This window comes from Archangium violaceum Cb vi76, assembly GCF_000733295.1.
GTDB classification, from domain to species: Bacteria; Myxococcota; Myxococcia; order Myxococcales; family Myxococcaceae; genus Archangium; species Archangium violaceum.
The window spans coordinates 33,463-51,572 of sequence record NZ_JPMI01000340.1; the positions used below are offsets into that span (position 1 = coordinate 33,463).

At 68.8% G+C, this 18,110-nt stretch carries 13 protein-coding genes; 5 read left to right on the forward strand and 8 right to left on the reverse strand.

Annotated elements, in window-relative coordinates; genetic code table 11:
- The first annotated feature begins 16 nt into the window (after nucleotides 1–16).
- From Q664_RS44400 to Q664_RS44420, 5 genes are all read left to right on the forward strand, one after another.
- The gene (locus Q664_RS44400) at nucleotides 17–2,287 is read left to right on the forward strand and encodes a sensor histidine kinase (protein WP_084610882.1); all 2,271 of its coding nucleotides are present in this window, start codon (nucleotides 17–19) and stop codon (nucleotides 2,285–2,287) included.
- 10 nt (nucleotides 2,288–2,297) lie between these two features.
- Nucleotides 2,298–3,701, forward strand: a complete 1,404-nt coding sequence (locus Q664_RS44405; RefSeq protein WP_043411121.1) for a type VI secretion system contractile sheath domain-containing protein — start codon at nucleotides 2,298–2,300, stop codon at nucleotides 3,699–3,701.
- A gap of 115 nt (nucleotides 3,702–3,816) precedes the next feature.
- Complete coding sequence (locus tag Q664_RS44410) at nucleotides 3,817–5,745, forward strand: hypothetical protein (RefSeq protein WP_043411123.1); 1,929 nt, start codon at nucleotides 3,817–3,819, stop codon at nucleotides 5,743–5,745.
- Between the two features lie 28 nt (nucleotides 5,746–5,773).
- Nucleotides 5,774–5,998 carry a hypothetical protein gene (locus tag Q664_RS44415; RefSeq protein ID WP_043411126.1) on the forward strand — a complete coding sequence of 75 codons (225 nt, stop codon included), beginning with the start codon at nucleotides 5,774–5,776 and terminating at the stop codon, nucleotides 5,996–5,998.
- A complete protein-coding gene (locus Q664_RS44420) occupies nucleotides 5,999–8,434 on the forward strand; it encodes an apolipoprotein A-IV repeat region-like domain-containing protein (protein WP_043411128.1) in 2,436 nt (811 codons plus the stop codon).
- A 1-nt stretch (nucleotide 8,435) separates the two neighbouring features.
- On the opposite strand, the gene Q664_RS44425 is transcribed toward Q664_RS44420, so the two are convergent.
- Genes Q664_RS44425 through Q664_RS44460 form a run of 8 tightly spaced genes read right to left on the reverse strand, consistent with a single transcriptional unit; the run spans nucleotide 8,436 to nucleotide 18,110 of the window.
- Nucleotides 8,436–8,963 carry a hypothetical protein gene (locus tag Q664_RS44425; RefSeq protein ID WP_235217121.1) on the reverse strand — a complete coding sequence of 176 codons (528 nt, stop codon included), beginning with the start codon at nucleotides 8,961–8,963 and terminating at the stop codon, nucleotides 8,436–8,438.
- Nucleotides 8,960–12,814, reverse strand: a complete 3,855-nt coding sequence (locus tag Q664_RS44430; protein ID WP_043411130.1) for a type VI secretion protein IcmF/TssM N-terminal domain-containing protein — start codon at nucleotides 12,812–12,814, stop codon at nucleotides 8,960–8,962. Before Q664_RS44430 ends, Q664_RS44425 begins: the two co-directional genes overlap by 4 nt.
- 3 nt (nucleotides 12,815–12,817) lie before the next feature.
- A complete protein-coding gene (locus tag Q664_RS44435; protein ID WP_043411132.1) occupies nucleotides 12,818–13,129 on the reverse strand; it encodes a hypothetical protein in 312 nt (103 codons plus the stop codon).
- Nucleotides 13,126–13,764: a DotU family type IV/VI secretion system protein gene (locus Q664_RS44440; RefSeq protein WP_043411134.1), complete on the reverse strand. Its 639-nt coding sequence runs from the start codon at nucleotides 13,762–13,764 to the stop codon at nucleotides 13,126–13,128. Before Q664_RS44440 ends, Q664_RS44435 begins: the two co-directional genes overlap by 4 nt.
- The gene (locus Q664_RS44445) at nucleotides 13,761–15,410 is read right to left on the reverse strand and encodes a type VI secretion system baseplate subunit TssF (protein ID WP_043411136.1); all 1,650 of its coding nucleotides are present in this window, start codon (nucleotides 15,408–15,410) and stop codon (nucleotides 13,761–13,763) included. Before Q664_RS44445 ends, Q664_RS44440 begins: the two co-directional genes overlap by 4 nt.
- Nucleotides 15,411–15,420: 10 nt before the next feature.
- Nucleotides 15,421–16,023 (reverse strand): hypothetical protein, encoded by a 603-nt coding sequence (locus Q664_RS44450; protein ID WP_043411139.1) that lies wholly within the window; start codon nucleotides 16,021–16,023, stop codon nucleotides 15,421–15,423.
- Nucleotides 16,024–16,065: 42 nt separating this feature from the next.
- Nucleotides 16,066–17,721, reverse strand: a complete 1,656-nt coding sequence (locus tag Q664_RS44455; protein ID WP_235217122.1) for a hypothetical protein — start codon at nucleotides 17,719–17,721, stop codon at nucleotides 16,066–16,068.
- Nucleotides 17,718–18,110 (reverse strand): GPW/gp25 family protein, encoded by a 393-nt coding sequence (locus Q664_RS44460; protein WP_043411144.1) that lies wholly within the window; start codon nucleotides 18,108–18,110, stop codon nucleotides 17,718–17,720. Before Q664_RS44460 ends, Q664_RS44455 begins: the two co-directional genes overlap by 4 nt.

Genomic DNA, 18,110 nt, shown 5'->3' on the forward strand with positions numbered 1-18,110 from the left:
CAGGCCGAGCACCCCCATGGCCAGACAGCACGAGTCCCTCCTCCCCGCCCGGTCCTCCCTGGCCCGCTCGACGCTCATCAGCATGGGGGTGCGCATCGCGGTGATCATCGCGCTGACCACCTTCTTCAGCTATCTCCACATCTTCTACACCCTGCGCGAGGAAGCCCTCGCGCAGTTGAAGCGCAACGTCACGGAGCGCAGCCAACGGGAGCAGGCCCTCTTCGTGCTGGCGGAGGACAACCACGCCGCCATGAAGAAGGCCCTGGCGGAGCGGCTCCAGACCCTGAGTCAGGAGGAGGTGGACACCCGGTTCGCCAGCCTGTTCGCCCTCCGCCCCGATGGGACGATCCGCAACCGCCCCGAGCGCTTCGATGGCACGCGGATGCCGGGCGTCTTCGTGCCCCCGGGCGTGAAGGTGGATGCCGACTTCCGCCGCCGGCTCGTGGCCGCCTACGAGGTGACGGCCGAGTACGCCCCCGCCTTCCACGTCCGCTTCTCCACCACGGGCGTCATCCTGACGGAGGGAGCCATCGCGGGGTACTGGCCGGAGGGGGCCAACTACTTCCAGGACCTCGACGCCACCTTCTCGCTCAAGGACTTCGAGTACTACACGCTCGGGTTGCCTGAGAACAACCCGCGGCGGGTGTCCGCCTGGACGAGCATCTACGAGGATCCCCCCACCCAGACCTGGATGGTCACGCTCGCCACCCCGCTGGACGTGGACGGCCGCCACGTGGCGACCATCACCCATGATCTGCTCCTCAACGATCTGATGGCCCGCACCATCAACAACCACATGCCCGGGGCCTACAACATCCTCTTCCGCGACGATGGCCAGCTCATCGCCCACCCCGAGATGAAGATGAGGAGCGGAGAGGGCGTCTACGACATCCAGAAGAACACCGGGACTCCGGAGGACGCCGCGGCGTACGTGGGCACCCCGGGACAGCGGGCCCACCTGCACGCCATCTTCGAGGGGGTGAAGAAACATCCTCGGGACCAGTCCGTGCTGGAGTTCCCGAAGTACGACGAGCTGCTCGCCGTGGACCGGCTGAAGGGCCCGGAGTGGTTCATGGTCACGGTGCTGTCCGAGCAGGTGGTGTCCGCGGGCGCGTTCCAGGCGGCACGCTACGTCCTGGGGTTCGGCGTGGCGTCGCTGCTGCTGGAGCTGGCCATCATGTACTGGGTGCTGAAGCAGCAGATCACCCGCCCGCTGCTCGGCTTCACCCGGGCCACCGCCCGGCTGGAGGCCGGTGACTTCGATGTCCAGCTGGAGACCACGCGCGGCGACGAGCTGGGACAGCTGGCGAACGCCTTCCAACGGATGGCCGGGGAGATCCACCGGCGCGAGGAGGCACTGCGCCAGGCCAACGAGGGACTGGAGCAGCGGGTGGACGAGCGCACCCGGGAGCTCCAGGACGTGCACCGGCAACTGGTGGAGACCGCGCGGCAGGTGGGCCGGGCGGAGATCGCCACCAACGTGCTGCACAACGTGGGCAACGTGCTCAACAGCGTCCTCACCTCGACGCTGCTGGCCCGGGAGCGGCTGGCCTCGCTGAAGCTCGAGAGCTTGCAGAAGCTGTCGGAGCTGCTCGAGTCTCACCGCTCCGATCTCTCCGCCTTCCTCACCCAGGACGAGCGCGGGAAGAACACGCTTCCCTTCCTCATCCGGCTGGGCAAGCACATGGAGGAGGAGCGCCAGGAGCTCCAGACGCTGCTGGGCGACATCAGCCGGCACACCGAGCACATTGGCGCCATCGTCAAGCTGCAGCAGCGCTACGCCCGGACGCCCCAGCAGATGTTCGAGCCGGTGCAGCTGGGGGAGCTGGTGGAGGACGCCCTGCGCATCAACCAGGCCGCGCTCGGCCGCCACTCCGTCCAGGTGGAGCGCCACCTGGCGGAGGTGCCTCCCGTGGAGACCGAGAAGCACAAGGTGTTGATGATCCTGGTGAACCTGATCAGCAACGCCAAGTACGCCATGGACCCGGTGCCCCCGGCGCAGCGGCTCCTGACGGTGAGCCTGGCGAGCTCGACACCCGGGCGGATCCACATCGAGGTGCGGGACAATGGCGTGGGCATCGCGCCGGAGATGCTCACGCGCATCTTCCAATATGGCTTCACCACCCGAAGCGAGGGGCACGGCTTCGGCCTGCACTCCAGTGCCCTGGCGGCCCAGGAGCTGGGGGGCTCGCTGAGGGCGAACAGCCCTGGACCGGGCCAGGGGGCCACGTTCACGCTGGAGCTGCCCCTCGTCCCCGAGCAGCGGAGTGAGCGGGCGAGCGCGTAGCGGAGGTCTCATGGACGCAACCCCTGTACGTGTGCGCTGGCTCGTCGCCGGGGCGTTCCTCCCCTCCCCTTCGGGCCGCCGGTTCCTCCTCACCGAGGCCTCCTTCACCGAGCAGCTCGGACACGCCGGGAGCGGGTTGAGCGTCACGATCCGGGATCGCCTCGGCTCCGGCGACGCGTGCTCCCATACCCTCACCTTCGACGGGCTGGAGGCCTTCCAGCTCTCCGCCGTCATCGACGCCCTGCCGGATCTGCGCACCCTGCACGCCGTCCGCGAGGCGCTCTCCAACGCCAGGGGCCTGGGTCCCCAGGACGCCGCCCGCCTCGAGCAGGGCCTGGGCCCGGGCCTGCTGTCCTCCGCGCTGGCCGAGGCCCTCCGGAACACGGACTCGCCCCAGGAGGCCCGCGACGCCGCGCTCGCCGTCATCGAGGAGGCCCTCTTCGGCACCGCGCGGGACATCCTCCAGCACCCCCGGGTGGCGCGGCTGGAGTCCGCCTGGCGCGGGCTGCACTGGCTGTGGGCGCACTGCCCCACTTCCTCGGGCATGGACATCGAGGTGCTCGACGTGGAGCCCCACCAGGTGGTGGACGCGCTCACGCGGTGCATCGACGTGCCCGCCCTTCAGCGCCCCGATGCGTGCTTCCTCCTGGACACCCTCGACGACGTGGAGACCCTGCATCGTCTCGCGGCGCTGGGAGAGCAGGCCTGTCTGCCCATGGTGGTGGCGGTCCGCGAGGCACCCGCGTCGGAGGCGTGGAACCGGCTGCGCGCGGACGAAACCTCCCGCTGGCTGTGCGCCGCCCAGAATCCCGTGGTGATGATGGCCGAGCAGCACGGGGAGGTGCGGCGCGAATGCTTCACCAGCCCCGCGCTCGCCCTGGCGGCCCTGCTGGCTGCGAGCTTCCGAGACACGCGCACCTTCGGCCGGCTGGTGGGACCGGGCAGCGGGACGCGGGCCCCCGCCGTGTGGCGGCCCGGAGGACGCTCGCCGGTGGCGACCGAGGTGGGCCTCTCCCTGCGGGAACAGCAGCAACTGGCCGCGCGGGGCGTGGGGGGAGTGGGAGGTTGGTGGGACTCGAACGCCGTGCTGCTGGCGGCGGCGCCCACCGTGTACGGCGGCCGGGATGCCACGCCGCTGCCCGCTCAACTGCTCACCGGCCGCATCGTCCGCCTCGCCGAGGAGATCGCCGAGCGTCTCCCCGCGGGCGCCAACCAGGACGCGGTGTCCGCCGTCTTCACCCGGGCCGCCGAGGCGTTCCTCCCCACGGGAGGTGCCGGGCGGGCCTGTCAGCTCCAGGGGAAGGTGGTGCCCGCGGGGAACGGCGGGCGCGCCGTCCAGGTATTCGCCGCGCTACGGCCCGAGCTCGCGGGCACGCACGTGCAGCTCGAGTTCACCCTGCCGCTGCGCGGCTGAGTCGGACCCGGGGCTCAGCCCGCCCAGGGCAGGCCCTCGGTGAGGTCCTGACGGATGTGGCGGGGATGTGCGATGATGGGCCCAGGCACCCTGCTCGAGGGGAGGAGACCACCCGGTGAGGACGGCATTCCAGGAGGAGCTCAAGCCCGAGCTGACGCTCACCATCGGCGGCAAGTCGTTCTCCATCCCCGGGGGCCAGCTCACGCACCTCGCCGTGCGCCTGGCCAGCCATGGCTTCACCGCCTCGGTCACCTTCTGGACCTCGATGGAGAAGAAGGACGCGCCGCTCTTCACCGCCTTCCAGAAGCCGGACCTCGTCCAGGTGCGGCTGGCCGTGGCCGCGGTGGATCACGCGCTCGACACGCCGCCCGCGCCGCTCGTGGTGCAGGGCCTCGCCCGCAGCCGCCGGCTCATCGCCGAGCCCCATGGCAAGGACAAGAAGTCCGAGCGCGTCTTCCGCCGCTACACCTTCGAGTTCGCCGACGCCGCCCAGGTGCTCTGGCGCCAGCACCGCCCCGTGGAGCTGCACACGGACATGTCCATGCAGGAGGTGCTCGAGGCCCACAAGGCCAGCCTCCAGCTCTCCTACGACTGGGCGGCGCTGCGGCAGAAGCAGGAGATGCTGTGCCTCGCGGTGGGCGCGGATGCCCCCGGGGTGAGCTTCTACGACTTCGTCCTCTGGTACGTGCACGCGCACCACGGCGTCTTCGCCTACGACACCCAGAAGAGCGAGTACCTGCTGGCCGACAGCAAGCCCTCGGGCACGGCGGCTCCGCTCGACCGGCACCAGGTGGCGCACGTGGAGACGAAGCTGCCGCCGCCCATCCGCCACGGCACCCGCGTGCTCAACGCCCTGGCCAACGGGCCCACCACCACGCCCATCGAGCAGCCGCAGGCCATCACGGGCGTGTCCCATGACGTGATGCTGCGCAACCCCATCACCTCCCAGGTCGAGCAGCGGCAGAAGCTGGAGAAGACCCGCCTGCAGGTGCGCCAGCGTCAGCTGCACCTGTCCTTCAAGGACTTCCCCTCGGTGCCCGTCCATCCCGGCGCGCTGGTGCGCATGGAGGGCCCGCTGTGGCCCGCGACGATGACGGGGCTCGACGAGGACCACCGGGTGCTGGAGCTGGAGCTGGAGGCCCATGCCACGAGCGAGGGCCAGCACGACAACCAGCAGACGCTCCAGGCCCAGTACCAGATGACGATGTCGGCGCGGCTGGAGTCCGCCTCGGAGCCGCTGGTCACCCTGCCCGCCTTCCGCGCGCCGCACTACCCCATCCACGTGGAGGCCCTGGTGCACAGCCCCGGCGGCGAGCCCCAGGACAGGCGCTACCTCATCGTCGAGGACGAGAAGACATCACTGGCCTGGTTCCGGATGACGGTGCCGCTGTGGAACCAGACGGTGAGCGTGCCCGCCGAGCCCATCCACTTCCCGGGCCAGTTCTTCTTCCCGCCGTACAAGAACACGCGGGTGCTGGTGGCGCTGCACTTCGCGCATGCCGAGTTCGATCGCTTCCTCGACTGGAAGGAAGGCGTGCGTACGCCCCAGGACGGACAGGGCGATCAGATCCTCCTGGGCTGGAACAAGTCGAGCCAGACGGCCTTCACCCACGACTTCCAGGAAGACAAGCCGGTGTGGCGCATGCTCCGCACCAATGGGGGCGACACCCAGGTCATTCGCATGAAGGAGGGCAACCTCTTCATCCAGGTGAAGGAGTCGCAGAGCGGCGCGGCCCCCACCCCCACCTACGATGTCTCCCCTCAGGTGGAGGCCGCCAAGGGGGACCTCACGACGGCGGTGGGAGGGGCCATCGGCGAGACGTCCGCCGCCTACCAGGGCGCGATGACCTCGGTGCGTGCGAAGATGAAGAGTGCCCAGGCCGAGGCCAAGGCGGCGCTCACCGGGGCGCGCACGGAGGTGGGCGCCAAGGTGGCCGAGGCGAAGAGCGGGCTGCAGGGAGCCACCTCCCGGCTGTCCCAGGGTGTGAGCGAGTTGGGGAGCGCGGCGGAGCAGGCCAAGGCTGCCCTCGAGAAGCTGCGGTGAGCAAGGATCCGGGGGACGGAGCGGACCCATGAAGCAACTGATCGGCAAGGTAGCGGAGCTTCGCGGAGAGCTGGAGTCCTTCAGCACGGGCGTGGTGGCCCGCCTGGAGCCGATCCGCACGGAGGTCGAGGCCCTCACGGGCAAGGTGGAAGCGGCCATCGGCTCGCTGCGTCCCGAGGTGGAGGCGTTCGGTGGCGAGCTCTCGACTCAGATCGATGCACTGGACGCCGAGCTGGCGCAGATGGAGCCCTGAGTGAAGGCCCTGTGGTCCAGGTTCGACAAGGCGGCGGATGACGTGCTCGCCCTGCGCGAGAAGCTCGAGTCCTCCGGAGGCCGGGTGCGCGGCTCCGTGAAGGCCATCGAGCCCGCGGTCTCCTCCCGTTTCCAGGCGCTGGAGAACACGGTGAAGGACAAGGAGCAGTCCTTCGTGCAGCAGCTCGACTCGCTGGGGCAGGACGTGGTGACGCGCTGCCAGTCCCTCTCCACCGAGCTGCTCGCCACGCTGAAGAAGCGCAAGGACGCCCTCGAGGCGAAGCTCGACGAGCGCTTGAAGCAGCTCGAGGGCGAGTACCAAAAGCTGCGCGACCAGGTGGAAGCGGAGGTGAAGAAGATCACCGCCGAGCTCGAGGCCCAGGAGAAGAGACTCCAGGAGGAGCTCCAGAAGCTGCGGGCCGTGGCCGAGCAGGAGGTGAAGAAGCTCACCGCCGGGCTCGACGCCCAGGAGAAGAAGCTCCAGGAGGAGCTCCAGAAGCTGCGGGCCCAGGCGCCGCAGACGGATCCGGGCGCGGCCGCGCGGCTGGAGGCCCGCGAGAAGCAGATCCAGGAGGAGCTCCAGAAGCTGCGCGCGCAGGTGGATGAGCAGGTGAAGAAGGCCACCGCGCAGCTGGATGCCCGCGAGAAGCAGCTCCAGGAGCAGATCCAGAAGCTGCGCGATCAGGTGCAGCAGCAGACGAAGAAGCTCGAGGAGCGCGAGAAGCAGCTCCAGGAGGACTACCAGAAGCTGCGCACCCAGGCGGAGCAGGAGCTGGAGAAGCCGATCAAGGAGCTCGAGGCCCGCGAGAAACAGCTCCAGGAGGAGTTCGACAAGGTCCGCACCCGCGTGAGCGAGGAGCTGAAGGGCGTGGCCACGAAGCTGGAGAGCGTGACGACGCTGGTGCTCGCCCCGGCCGTGCAGGTCCGCAAGCTGGTGGGCCAGGAGGCCGAGCGGCTCGACAAGGCCATCGACACGGTGATCGCCCAGCCCTCCACGGCCCTGCAACGGCTGCACGACACGGTGCACGCGACGAGCGAGTCCTCGAAGGAAGAGGCCCGGCGGCTCATCGGGCAGGTGCGCGCGGGACTGGAGCCGGTCCGCACCACGATGAAGAGCGCCACCGAGACGGCCGATCAGCTCCTCCAGGTGCTGGAAACCACTGTCGGCGGCACCCTCGCGACCGGGAGGGATCAGCTCAACCAGGTGCTCGACACCCTCGAGAAGGCCCTGGCCGACCAGGTGCAACAACTGGCCAACGGCATCAAGGCCGTGGAGCAGTTCATCGAGCAGATCCAGCAGCAGATCGACACGCTCATCACCCAGGGCAGCCAGGCCATCGACACCTTGATGCAAACGGCGCTCGCCACCTTCGAGTCCATCCAGAAGCCCGTGCAGCAGACGATCGACACCGCCTTCTCGGTGTTGGATCAGCTGATGGAGACCATCGCCCAGCTGGAGAAGCAGCTGTCGGCGCTCTTCGCCCTGCTGCCCGAGAAGCTCGAGCAGTTGCAGACGCTCTACAAGACGCTGGTGGGCACGCTGGAGTCCGTGCTGGCCAAGGCCGTGCAGATGCTGGAGGCCATCCCCGCCTCGGATCTGCCCAAGCCGCTGGTGGACCCGGCCATGCAGGCCATTGGCAAGGTGGTGTCACAGATCTCCACCCAGCTCACGACCATCTCCAACCAGGTGGGGCAGCAGATCACGACGCTGCAGGATCAGCTCATCACCCAGGTGGAGCAGCTCCAGACGCAGGCCGTCACACAGGTGCAGGCCCTGCAGGATCAGCTCGTGCAGCAGATCAGCACCCTGCTGGAGTCGGTGCGGAGCACCATCGATCAGGCCGTCACGCAGGTGGAGCAGCTCGTGGTGCAGGTGACGGCGCAGATCGCCACCGCCCGGGATCAGGTGGTGAAGCAGGTGGAGGCGATGGTGGAGAAGGTCTCCGCGCGCGTGGAGGAGCTGAAGACGCAGGTGAAGGAGAAGCTCACGCTCCTCCAGGACAACCTCGAGGCGGGAGTGACACAAGCCGCCGCGCAGATGAAGAAGGTGGGCGAGGCGGTCGAGCAGCAGGTGGCGGCGGCCCGCGAGCAGATGAAGACAGGGCTCGACACGGCCCGGACGTCGGTGGAGCAGGCGCTCGGCGAGGTGCACAAGGCCCGCGAGCGCATCGAGACCGAGCTGTCCCAGCGGGTGGATCAGCTGCTCTCTCCCCTCACGACGCAGGCCGGGACGCTGATGGACGAGGCGGCGAAGCAGATCGACGCCATGGCCGGCCGGGTGGACGCGGCCCGGGAGCAGCTGCTCGCGCCGATGGACAAGATCGAGCAGTCCCTGGCGGAGACCACCCTCTTCGAGGAGCCGTTGAATCAGGCCCGCACCTGGGTGGAGAAGCTGATGGACGGGCTCGACGCCCAGGTGCGCGCGTTGGCCGCCTGAGCTACTTGCCGCCGGGGAGGCCGGGCAGCTTGGGCATCTCCTTGGGCAGCTCCGGCAGCTTGGGGCCCTCGGGCGGCTTCGCCTCGGGCGCGGCGGCCTGCTGATCCTGAGGCAGCGCGGGAGGGCTGGAGTCGCTGAGGATGCGGCTCACGGTCAGCTCGATGTCCACCGAGCTCGTCACCGGCGGGCTGAGCAGCAACTGCCAGTTGCCGTCCGGCGCGGTGAAGAGGAAGGAGACGGCCAACGCCCCCTCGGCCGGCGCCTTCACCTGGAAGCGCTGGATGGTGCCCGGATAGATGACGGACGTCTGCAGCACGGTGTTGTCCGGGGCGCCCACCTTGGAGGCCACCTCGGAGTAGGCCTCGTTGGCGTACTGCTTGGGGTCCACCTGCCGGACGAGCATGTACATGGGCCGGCCCAGGTTGGTACCGGGAGGCGACTTGACGTTGAGGTTGATCCTGCTGGCCCCACAGCCACTGAGCAGGGCCAGTGCCGCCAGGGCCGTCAGCCGATACATGCGTGCGCTCATCGCGGCACCTCCCGGAAAGGCACCCAGGGGTCTCCCTTGAGGCCGAAGCTGATCTCCAACCCGCGCTTGCCCACGCCGTTGCCCTGCAGGGCGAGGCTCCACTGGCGGCGCTGATCGCTGGTGAGGGTGGCCTCCTCGAAGAGGCGGAAGCAGCTCCAGGCCGAGCGGTTCCACGGCAAGGACAGGTACTGGGGCGCGTCGCGCGCGGGCGAGCGCATCTCCAGCACGATGGAGGACACCTGCTGATCCCACCAGCTCAAGGGGAACTCCTGCCAGGTGGGGCTCTGGTTGAAGCCATAGGCGGTCGTCTTCCCACACTTGAGGGAGGACATGGTGACGAAGACGCCGGTGATGGGCGGCGCGGGCAGGGGCTGGGGCTGCACCTTCAACATGAGCGGCCGGGGCCGGCCCTCCTCGTCCCACAGCAGCTTGGACAGGCGGGACAGGCGGCTGAGGGACAGCAGCAGCTCGTCCGGCATGGTGAGCTTCTCGCGCAGGGGGCCGCGCAGGGACCACTGGGTGCCCCGCTCCATGGCGACGCGGGAGAACATCTGGTCCACGAAGTGCCAGAAGGCACCGTCCTTGCGGCGCAGCACCTCCAGCTCGCCCGGATCCACGTCCTCCTTGGAATCGGGGTTGAAGGGGTAGCGCTCCAGCATGGGCCGCAGCATGCGCCCGGTGGCCTCTTCCCACTGGCGCGCCAGGGTGGCCTCCAGCTCCTGCTTGCCCAGCTTCTGCACCTGGAGGAAGGGCTCGAGGAAGGGCTGGCGCAGCTCGCCGGTGATGCCCTGCGTGTCCAGCCACTCCTGGGCCTTGCGCAGGTAGGAGCCCTCCTCCTCGAGCAGCATGGACAGGGCCACCTTCTCCAGCGGGGTGATCATGTCCGCGAGCTCCGCGGTGCCGTCCTGCGGCGCCGCGTCTCCCTCTCCCTCTCCCTCCCCGGCCGGGGCCTTCTTGTCCTTGGCGGGGGCCGCCGCGGCACCAGCCGCCGCCTTGTCACCGCCCGCGGCCTTGTCCTGGCCGGGCTTCCTGGACACGGCGTCCAGCTCGTCGTTCATCTGCGCCACCAGCGCCTGGTACGGGGCGAGCGCGGCATAGAAGCCGCTCTTGTCCGCCGTCATGAGCTGGACGATGGGCCGGAAGGGCGCCACGGAATTGCGCAGCGGCTCGTAGTACGGCCCCTCGAGCGGCTCGAGGTTGGCCCGGGTGGCCACGTCGCGCAGCATGTCCACCTGCTCCGACGAGGGCTGGGTGAGCCGGGCCAGCGAGTCGATCAGTTGCCTGCGCGGCACGTTGAAGTGGTAGCCGCGGATGGTGTGGAAGAGCCCGTCGCGGTAGCCCTGGGAGAACATGTTCACCCGCTTCTGCACGTAGGCCTCGCGCTTGGCGGCCTCCTCCATCGGGAGCTGGGCGTTCTTCAGGCGCTGGGTGAAGTCATCCACCAGCGGCTTGAGATCCGCCTCGAAGGGCGTCCGGGTCAGCACCATCTGCCCATCGCGCACGGAGGCATGGGCGGCGACCGACAGCCGGCCGCTCTTCTCGTAGGAGTCGAGCAGGGCCTGCAGGAGATCCCGCGAGAGCTGGGGCGGGCGGAACTCGAAGGACTGCTGGAGCAGCTCGATGCGGTACGGGCCCTTGTTCTCGCCCGTCAGCCAGAGGCCATCGCGGGTGAGCAGCTCGGAGGGCGTCATCTTCTCCACGGCCTGGAAGCCCGCGTAGGCCTCTTCCTCCATGCGCAGCACGGCGGCGAGCGTGTCCCGGTTCGTCCTCAGCCAGTCGAGCACCTGCACGGTGGTCTCGATGCCCTCGAACTGGCGCGTGTTGACCTGCACCGCCGAGGCATCGAAGAGGTTGAGCACGGTGGGCAGCGCGACATAGACGTCCAGGTCCGCGAGCTGCGCCTGCAGCCGCTCGCGCTCCTCGCGGCGCAGCTCCAGATCCGCCAGCCCCTTGGGCCCGGACTCCAGGGTCTGCCGCAGGAACAGGAAGTGATCCACCCAGGGCTTGAGCTGGCTCTCGAACGTCAGCCGCTGCGTGTAGGGCCAGCAGGACCAGTCCTCGTCCGCGTTGTTGGAGAGCTGCACGGCCCCGCGGCGGCAGGGCGGAGAGCGCTCCCAGGGCTCGTCACTGGCGAGGACGTAGGTGGCCACCAGGGGCTCGCGCAGATCCAGCGCGGAGATCCACGTGCGGCGCTTCTCCATGCTGGAGGAGGCCGTGGTGCCGTCCTCGCCATCGCGAAGCTGGCGCAACAGGCGCGTGTGCTGGGGCTGGACGCTGGAGCTCACGAAGGTGCCCAGGCTGTCCCCACTGGACGCGTGCAGGGTGGCCAGCAGGTAGAGCACCTGCTCGGGGCGGCAGTCCTGGGGCCGCTTGCGGCACTGCGTGAGGGCGGGCCGCAGGTGGCTCTCGCGGATGCCACGGGCCAGCCGCTGACGCAGATCCAGCATCTCATCCGGGAAGCTGGTGCTGAGCGGCGGCCACCAGCGCGTGGCCTGGTTGAGATGCAGCAGCGCTTCCGCCGCCTCGTTCACCTGTTGCTCGACGACCTCTCCCCTGCCCTCCAGCCCCTGCTCGCGCAGCTCGGTGACCGTATTCTCGAAGCGCTGCAACTCCTCCTGCGCCTCACCCAGCAGCGAGTAGAAATGGGTGTACGCGGCGACCACCGGCAGACAGCCCACCGCGGCGATCAGCGCGGCGCGGTGCATGTGGGTGCGCAGGTAGTGCTGGCGCAGCGACTGGGTGGAGCTCTCCTCGACGAACACCGACAGGGTGTCGCTGGCGCGCGCCTCGGGCGTGCGGGAGGAGAAGTACACCCGGGTGAGCCGGGGCTTGTAGGAGAGCGTGTCGCCCTCCAGCAGCGCGGAGACGAAGCGTCCGAGCGCGGAGAACGAGCGTCCGCCCTGGGAGTAGAAGTGCTCCAGGCGCTCGAAGTCGTCCACCGGCAGCGAGGTGAGGCCCAGGGCCAGGTACTGCTCCTGCCCCTCCAGCAGCGACGCCAGCTGGCCCTCCTGTCCCTCCCTGGGGATCTCGAAGGAGAGCGGCACGCCGTGCTTCTTCAGCAGCCGGGCGAAGTCCTCGAAGCCCTCCAGCCCGTCCATGTGCGTCAGGCACAGGCGGGTCTCCACCGGAGCCCCGCGCGTCTCGGACATGATGTTGAGCTTGCCGCGCAGCAGTTGGGCCATGCGGCGCTGCTCGTCGGGCGGGGTGTCCGCCAGCCAGCGCACGTCCAGGGCGATGACGGACAGGCCCTTCTGCCGGTGGCTGAAGCACTTGCGCCACATCTTGCGCAGGGCGCCACGGGCCGCGAGCGACTCATCCTCCAGCAGCGGGGCCGACACCTCCTGCACCACGCAGTCGGGCCCCAGGTACACCTGAAGCAGCGCGTCCGCGGTGTAGCTGGGGAGGAACTGGCGGGCCTGGCGCTGCCAGTCCACATCCAGGCCAATCAGCTCCGTCTTGCCGCTACCGGCGGGCCCGAGCACCACTACGGTGGGCAGATCCACCACGGCGGCGCGGTTGGCCCAGGGCAGCCCGGAGAGGAAGGCCTGGCGCACCCGCAGCAGCCGGTTGGAGTCCATGGGCGGCGGGCCGCTGGAGGCCGGAGCTCCCGCGCGCCGGCGGCGCCACCACGGCACGAGCCACTTCACCGTGGCGTACACGAGGAACGCCACGAGGACGATCGCCAGGATCCAGACGATGTACGGGCTCACCATCGCCCAGAGCTTGCCGAGCGTCGTCGCACTCGCCTTGACGGACTTGGCGCCCCCATCGAGCGTCTTGACTCCCGCGCTCAATGCCTTCGTCGGATCCGGCACCTGTGCCGTCACAACCTTCAGCAGCTGCGGCCCCACGGCTCATCTCCCCCCGCGGGCGGCGCCCGCCTTGGAGCGGCCAGAGCGCGCGGCCAATTGGAGTGCCTCCACCACGTCTTCCAGCTCATCCAGCGACTGCAGGAGCTTCTCGTGCCGGGCCTCGTGCTCCTTGGGCGCCAGCCGCGTGCCCCCGGGCTCCGGGAACAGCGCCGCCACGCCCGCGCGCACCTCTCCCAGCAGGGGCTCCACGCCCGCACTCAGTCCCCCCAGCTCGGACTGGATGAGCTTCTCCAGGCGGCCCAACTGTGTCCGAGCCCCCTGGAGGTCCTTGATGATCTGCGCTTCGGCCCTCATCGCGATAGCCACCACAGTAGCACCGGGACGGTCACCACCACGAATCCGGACACCGCGTAATAACGCCACGGGAAGGCGTGAACGAGGGGCTGCTGGGACACGGCGGGCGGGAGAGCGGGCATGGCCTCGGGCGTGGGGATGCGAGCGGCCAGGCGCTCCTTGTACTCGCGCAGCCGGGCCGTGTTGCCCGCGTAGCGGCCCTCGAAGCCCGCGGTGAGGCAGAAGTGCAGCAGCTCGAAGACGAGCGGCGAGGCCCCACGCTGGACCAGCTTCTCGTCGGCCTGCTCGTAGAAGCGGTCACCGCCCGAGTCGATGCCGTACAGTTTGTACTGCAAAAGGGGCCACTCCGACTGCTCCATGTCCGCGAGCCGGCGCAGCACCAGCTCATCCACGAGGTAGACGAAGGGGCGCATCGCCTCGTCGATCTCCTCGTCGCGGTACGTGCCGCCCAGGGTCTTCTGGAGACCCGCCACATCGGCCAGGAGGAGCTGCTGGAGCTGGGCCAGGCCCATGGCGCCCACCCGCACCTGGGTGCGCTCTCCCCCCGCGACCGGCTCGGCGGGCAGGAACTGATCCAACAACGAACGGACCTGCCGGTGCGTCCGGAGGATGTTCTGCCAGTGCTCGAGTTTCATGAGGATACCTTGAACTGGAATGGCCCTGCCCCGGCCACGGTGGGACGCAGCACCACGGAGGCCTCACCATTCCATGCTTCCAGCAGCTGCTGCACCTGTTCGAGGAAGCAGGCGACCAGGGGCTCGGCGCCAGGCTCGAAAGGCTCCAGCAGCAGCTCGTAGATGTGCAACAGGCCTGATCCACGCAGCGCCCCATCGGGGGCCACGGTGGCCTTGAGCTCGCGCACCCAGGGGATGACGCGGCGGAAGGGCTCCTCGGCGGGGGTGCCGAGGTAGTTCAACAACGCGACCAGCTCGTTGCGCTCGAGCGTGGACTTGACCTTCCAGGCCAGCAACCGGGTCAAACCCGCCACATCACTGCGCAGCGTGCTGTCGCGGTGCGCCTCGAGCCGGCCCACCAATTGCCATCCCAACCCCTCGACGTGCCGGCCCGGGGTGGAGATGCTCACGCGGCCGATGGCCTCGGAGACGAACTGGGGCTGGTACCAGAGCGCCTCGACGAGCAGCTTGCGCGGCTCGAGGAAGGCCTCGGGCATGCGCACCAGCAGGCTGTGGCGCGCGCGCAGCTCCTCGTCGAGCGACTCGTCCAGCTCGTAGCTGGGCCCCTCGCCAGGGAGGAAGGCCGGACGCATGGGCGTGCGCCCCGACTTGTCCAGCACGTACACGCCGGTGACGGAGTGCAGCTGCAGATCGCGCCCGGCGGTCATGCCGCGAATGGGATGCTCGGAGCGGGTGCCGTCGGTGGTGATGGGCTGGGCGGGCTCGGCCTTGAGGTTCTCCACCGGCACGACGAAGGGGTGGAGGAAGTCCGGGTACGTCGAGCGGCCCACGGACCAGGATCTGTCCAGGTCCAGGCACAGGCTGAAGCGGCTCCACTCCTTGCGGTGCGAGGGCACCGAGACATGGAGGAAGAGGCCCTGATCCGGCATCTGGAAGAAGGCGCGCACGCGCTGCAGCGGGTGCGCGTAGGCGCCCGCGTCATCCAGCTCGGCGGGGGCGGTGCCCAGGGAGAACTCACACGGGAGTGGCTGGGAGGAGTCGTTGGCCTGCGCGTCGTACACCACGCCCACCTGCGTGAGGTGCTGGCGCAGCGCGTGGAAGACGGCCAGCGAGGGGCGGAACTCATCCAGGTGGCGCACGAGCAGGCTGAAGAGGCCCACCGGATCCCTGCGCGGAAAGCTGGACTCGTAGCGGAGGATGAGGCGCCAGCGTCCGTCCGGCAGGCGCACCACCTCGGTGCCCGCCTGGGAGATGGGGAGGATGCGCAGGTGGTGCCGGGTGCGGAAGGTGCCGGCGACGCCCTGACTGGGAGACAGCCGCAGCTCGGTGCCGCGCGGGAGCGACAGCGTCTCGGTCATCTTCTCCGCCGGCAGCGCCTGCACCAGGGCCACCGCGGGCAGCGGCTGCAGCAGGAAGTCGAAGAAGGAGGAGAACAGCCGCAGCCAGGTGGAGCGCAGGTTGTGCTGCGTGGCCAGGCGCGTCTGCACCGAGAAGAAGGCCATGGACTCGATGAGGCGCCGGACGTGCGGGTCCTCCCGGTCCATGGGCACGGTGGGGTACGAGCCCAGGAAACGCTGCCGGAAGCGCTCGAGCGCATCCAGCTCGTTGAGGTAGTCCAGGTAGATCCGGTCCGACGAATCGCTCACCGCGCCCTCATCATCCCAGTTTCACGAGCGAGCCGCCGACGGAGGTCATCGAGCCCTTGAGATCGGCCATGCCCGAGGACTCGAGGCCGAGCTTGGCCTGGGCGGCCACCTTGATCATGGGCGCGGCCAGCTCCGCCTGGGCCTTGCCGGACATCTTCAGGTTGACGCCCTCGATCTTGTTGTCGCCGCCGGAGGCCGTGAAGCTGGTCTGCATGCCCTTGAGATCGAGGTTGGTGGCGGCCTCGATGGCCACCTTGGCGTTGGAGGACAGCGCGGCGTCCTGCGTGGCGCTCTGGGTGAGCTTCGCGCTGGAGGTGAAGGTCATGTCCTTGGTGCTCTCGACCTTGAGGATGTCCTGACTCGCCCAGCTCGAGGCCTTCGCTGACTTGAGGGTGAGCGTCCCAGTGGCGTCCACGGTGAAATCCTTGCACGTGATGGTGACGCTGTCCTGCTTCTGGACGTAGGTGCTCGTCTCCTCGGAGCCCTTCACGGTGATGGTGATGCTGGTACCGTCCATCACCACCGTCTGGGTGATCTGATCATCGGCGTTCTCCACCTTTACGGTGACGCCTTTCTCCTTGTCCAGCTCAACGGTGCAGACGAGCTTGCCCATGGTTCCTCGCCTTCCTGGTGGGGAGCCGAGGCCCCCGCGGCTTCACGACTTCTCTTCCTTCACCTGGATGAGAAGCGTGCCCTCGTCTAGTTGGATCTTCTGCGTGTCCTTGGCACTGGTGCGCTGCATGAGCAACACGGGCTTGTCGTCCGTGTAGAAATGCTTGATCGCGGTGCCATTCTCGGGCGTCTTGCCCACCAGCAGCTGCACGCCCTGCCCATCCTGCGGCATGCGCGCGCCGGTGCGCCAGTCCAGGAAGCGCTTGATCCACGCGCGCTGGAAGTCGAGCCCCACCAGGACCCGCTCGCCCTTGTAGGCGGGAAAGTAGAAGTGGCCGGGCAGCAGATTGGGGTTGAAGGGAGCGGGGATGATCTGATCGGCGAAGAGAGGGATCTTCACCTTGTACCCGTCCAGGGACGTCTTCGAGTCGGTATAGGCCTGCCAGGTCTCGTCCTTGTCGGCGCCCTGCTCGCTGACGATGAAGCCCTCCACGTAGCGGGGCCAGGCCGGAGGCTGCCAGGCGGGCAGATCCACGTGGGGCTCGTCCTTGGGCTCCAGCCGGGTGCTCATGCTGAAGGAGAAGAGCGCATCCGGATCGTTGTACACCTCTTCCGAGCCCTGCTCGTCCAGCACCTCGCCGGACAGGTGCAGCTCGCGGACGCGGAGGACCTGGTCCTTCGCCACGCCCGCGGCGCCCCAGGCCTCGTTGGACGGCAGCTTCACCAGGGCGCCCGGGGCGAAGGCCTTCTCGGGGAAGGAGCGCCAGACGAGATCCATCTCCGGGCCGCGCCACTTCAGCCGCCCGGTCTCCAGCTCCACCCGGGCCTGCACGTCGTCCGAGATGGGGGTGCACAGCAGCACGTCCTGGCGGATGCCGGCAACGGCCTGCTTCTGCGTCACGGGCTGGGTCTGGGGGCTCTCGGCCGTGGCGTTGAGCACCGTCACGTCGTGGCGGATGATCTCGGGAAACACCATCTCCAACCCCGCCAGGTTGTCCTTCTCCAGCTCCAGCGGCGTGCCCGAGGCGTCCTTGGCGCCCGCGAACTTGTAGCCCTGCGTGGCGTAGTCGTAGGTGAACACGCCCGCGTGGCCGTGCACGTACCACAGCACCCAGTCGTAGAAGCTGGCCGGCGCCGCGGGATCCAACCCCACGAAGAGGATGGGGTGCGTGGTGCCCAGGCCCGCGGACCAGTCATAGGCGAGGCTGATCTTGTCGCCCTTGTGCGCGTCCAGCACGTCCTGGACCGTCTTCGAGGTGTAGAGGGCACAGGGGTAGTGCTGCCGCCACAGCAGCCGCGCGGCGTCCTGGAAGCGGATGCCATAACGGCGGTGGAGGATGACATCGCTCGCGCCCTGGGTGGGGATGACCTCCTCGACGAGCGTCTTGTCGGAGACGAAGCCCTTGACCTTCAGCGAGGTATAGGAGGGCCGGCTCGAGGCCTCCGCGAGGACGGCCTTCACCTCGAGCGACACCTCGACCAGGTCCGGCTTGAGGAAGTCCGCCAGCAGGGCGTCCTTTTCCTTGCCACCACGAGCCTGGTTGTCCGTCAGCAGGAACTCCACCTCGCCTTCCAGGCCCCAGCTCCACAGGTCCAGTGCGAAGCGTTTGATGTTGCCGGCGACGATCTTATGGGACTTTCCCCCGATGGTGAGGGTGAGCAACACGGTCAACCGCTCGTCGAAGGTGCGCTCCATCATCCCTCCTCATCCTCTTCCACCCGCACGCGGCCGCTCACGGTGTGGAAGAGGATACGCAGCGAACAGGGCTCGCCATTGAGCTCACCGGTGAGCACGAAGTGCAGCCACAGCCCCGAGTCCCGGCCGCGCAGCTTCAACTCCGGCTCCCGCAGGCGCGGCTCGAACCGCACCACGGTGTGCAGCAGCTCGTCGTTGAGGGTGGTCATCAACTGCCGGGTGCCGAGCTTCTCCAGGTAGTTGCCCACCCCGAAGCCCTGGACGAAGTAGCCGTAACCCTCCTTGGTGTTGAGCACGGCCTCCAGGTTCTGCCGCACCTGGGCCAGCTCGCTCTGGGAGCCCGAGCGCTGCCACGCGGGGGTGAACTTGTCGAGGAAGGAGGAGGGAGCCAT

Excerpts from the sequence above, each read along its gene's own strand:
- Q664_RS44400 (WP_084610882.1), top strand. The coding sequence starts at position 17 with ATGGCCAGACAGCACGAGTCCCTCCTCCCCGCCCGGTCCTCCCTGGCC.
- Q664_RS44405 (WP_043411121.1), top strand. The coding sequence starts at position 2,298 with ATGGACGCAACCCCTGTACGTGTGCGCTGGCTCGTCGCCGGGGCGTTC.
- Q664_RS44415 (WP_043411126.1), top strand. The coding sequence starts at position 5,774 with ATGAAGCAACTGATCGGCAAGGTAGCGGAGCTTCGCGGAGAGCTGGAG.
- Q664_RS44425 (WP_235217121.1), bottom strand. The coding sequence starts at position 8,963 with ATGAGCGCACGCATGTATCGGCTGACGGCCCTGGCGGCACTGGCCCTG.
- Q664_RS44435 (WP_043411132.1), bottom strand. The coding sequence starts at position 13,129 with ATGAGGGCCGAAGCGCAGATCATCAAGGACCTCCAGGGGGCTCGGACA.
- Q664_RS44440 (WP_043411134.1), bottom strand. The coding sequence starts at position 13,764 with ATGAAACTCGAGCACTGGCAGAACATCCTCCGGACGCACCGGCAGGTC.
- Q664_RS44450 (WP_043411139.1), bottom strand. The coding sequence starts at position 16,023 with ATGGGCAAGCTCGTCTGCACCGTTGAGCTGGACAAGGAGAAAGGCGTC.
- Q664_RS44455 (WP_235217122.1), bottom strand. The coding sequence starts at position 17,721 with ATGATGGAGCGCACCTTCGACGAGCGGTTGACCGTGTTGCTCACCCTC.
- Q664_RS44460 (WP_043411144.1), bottom strand. The coding sequence starts at position 18,110 with ATGGCTCCCTCCTCCTTCCTCGACAAGTTCACCCCCGCGTGGCAGCGC.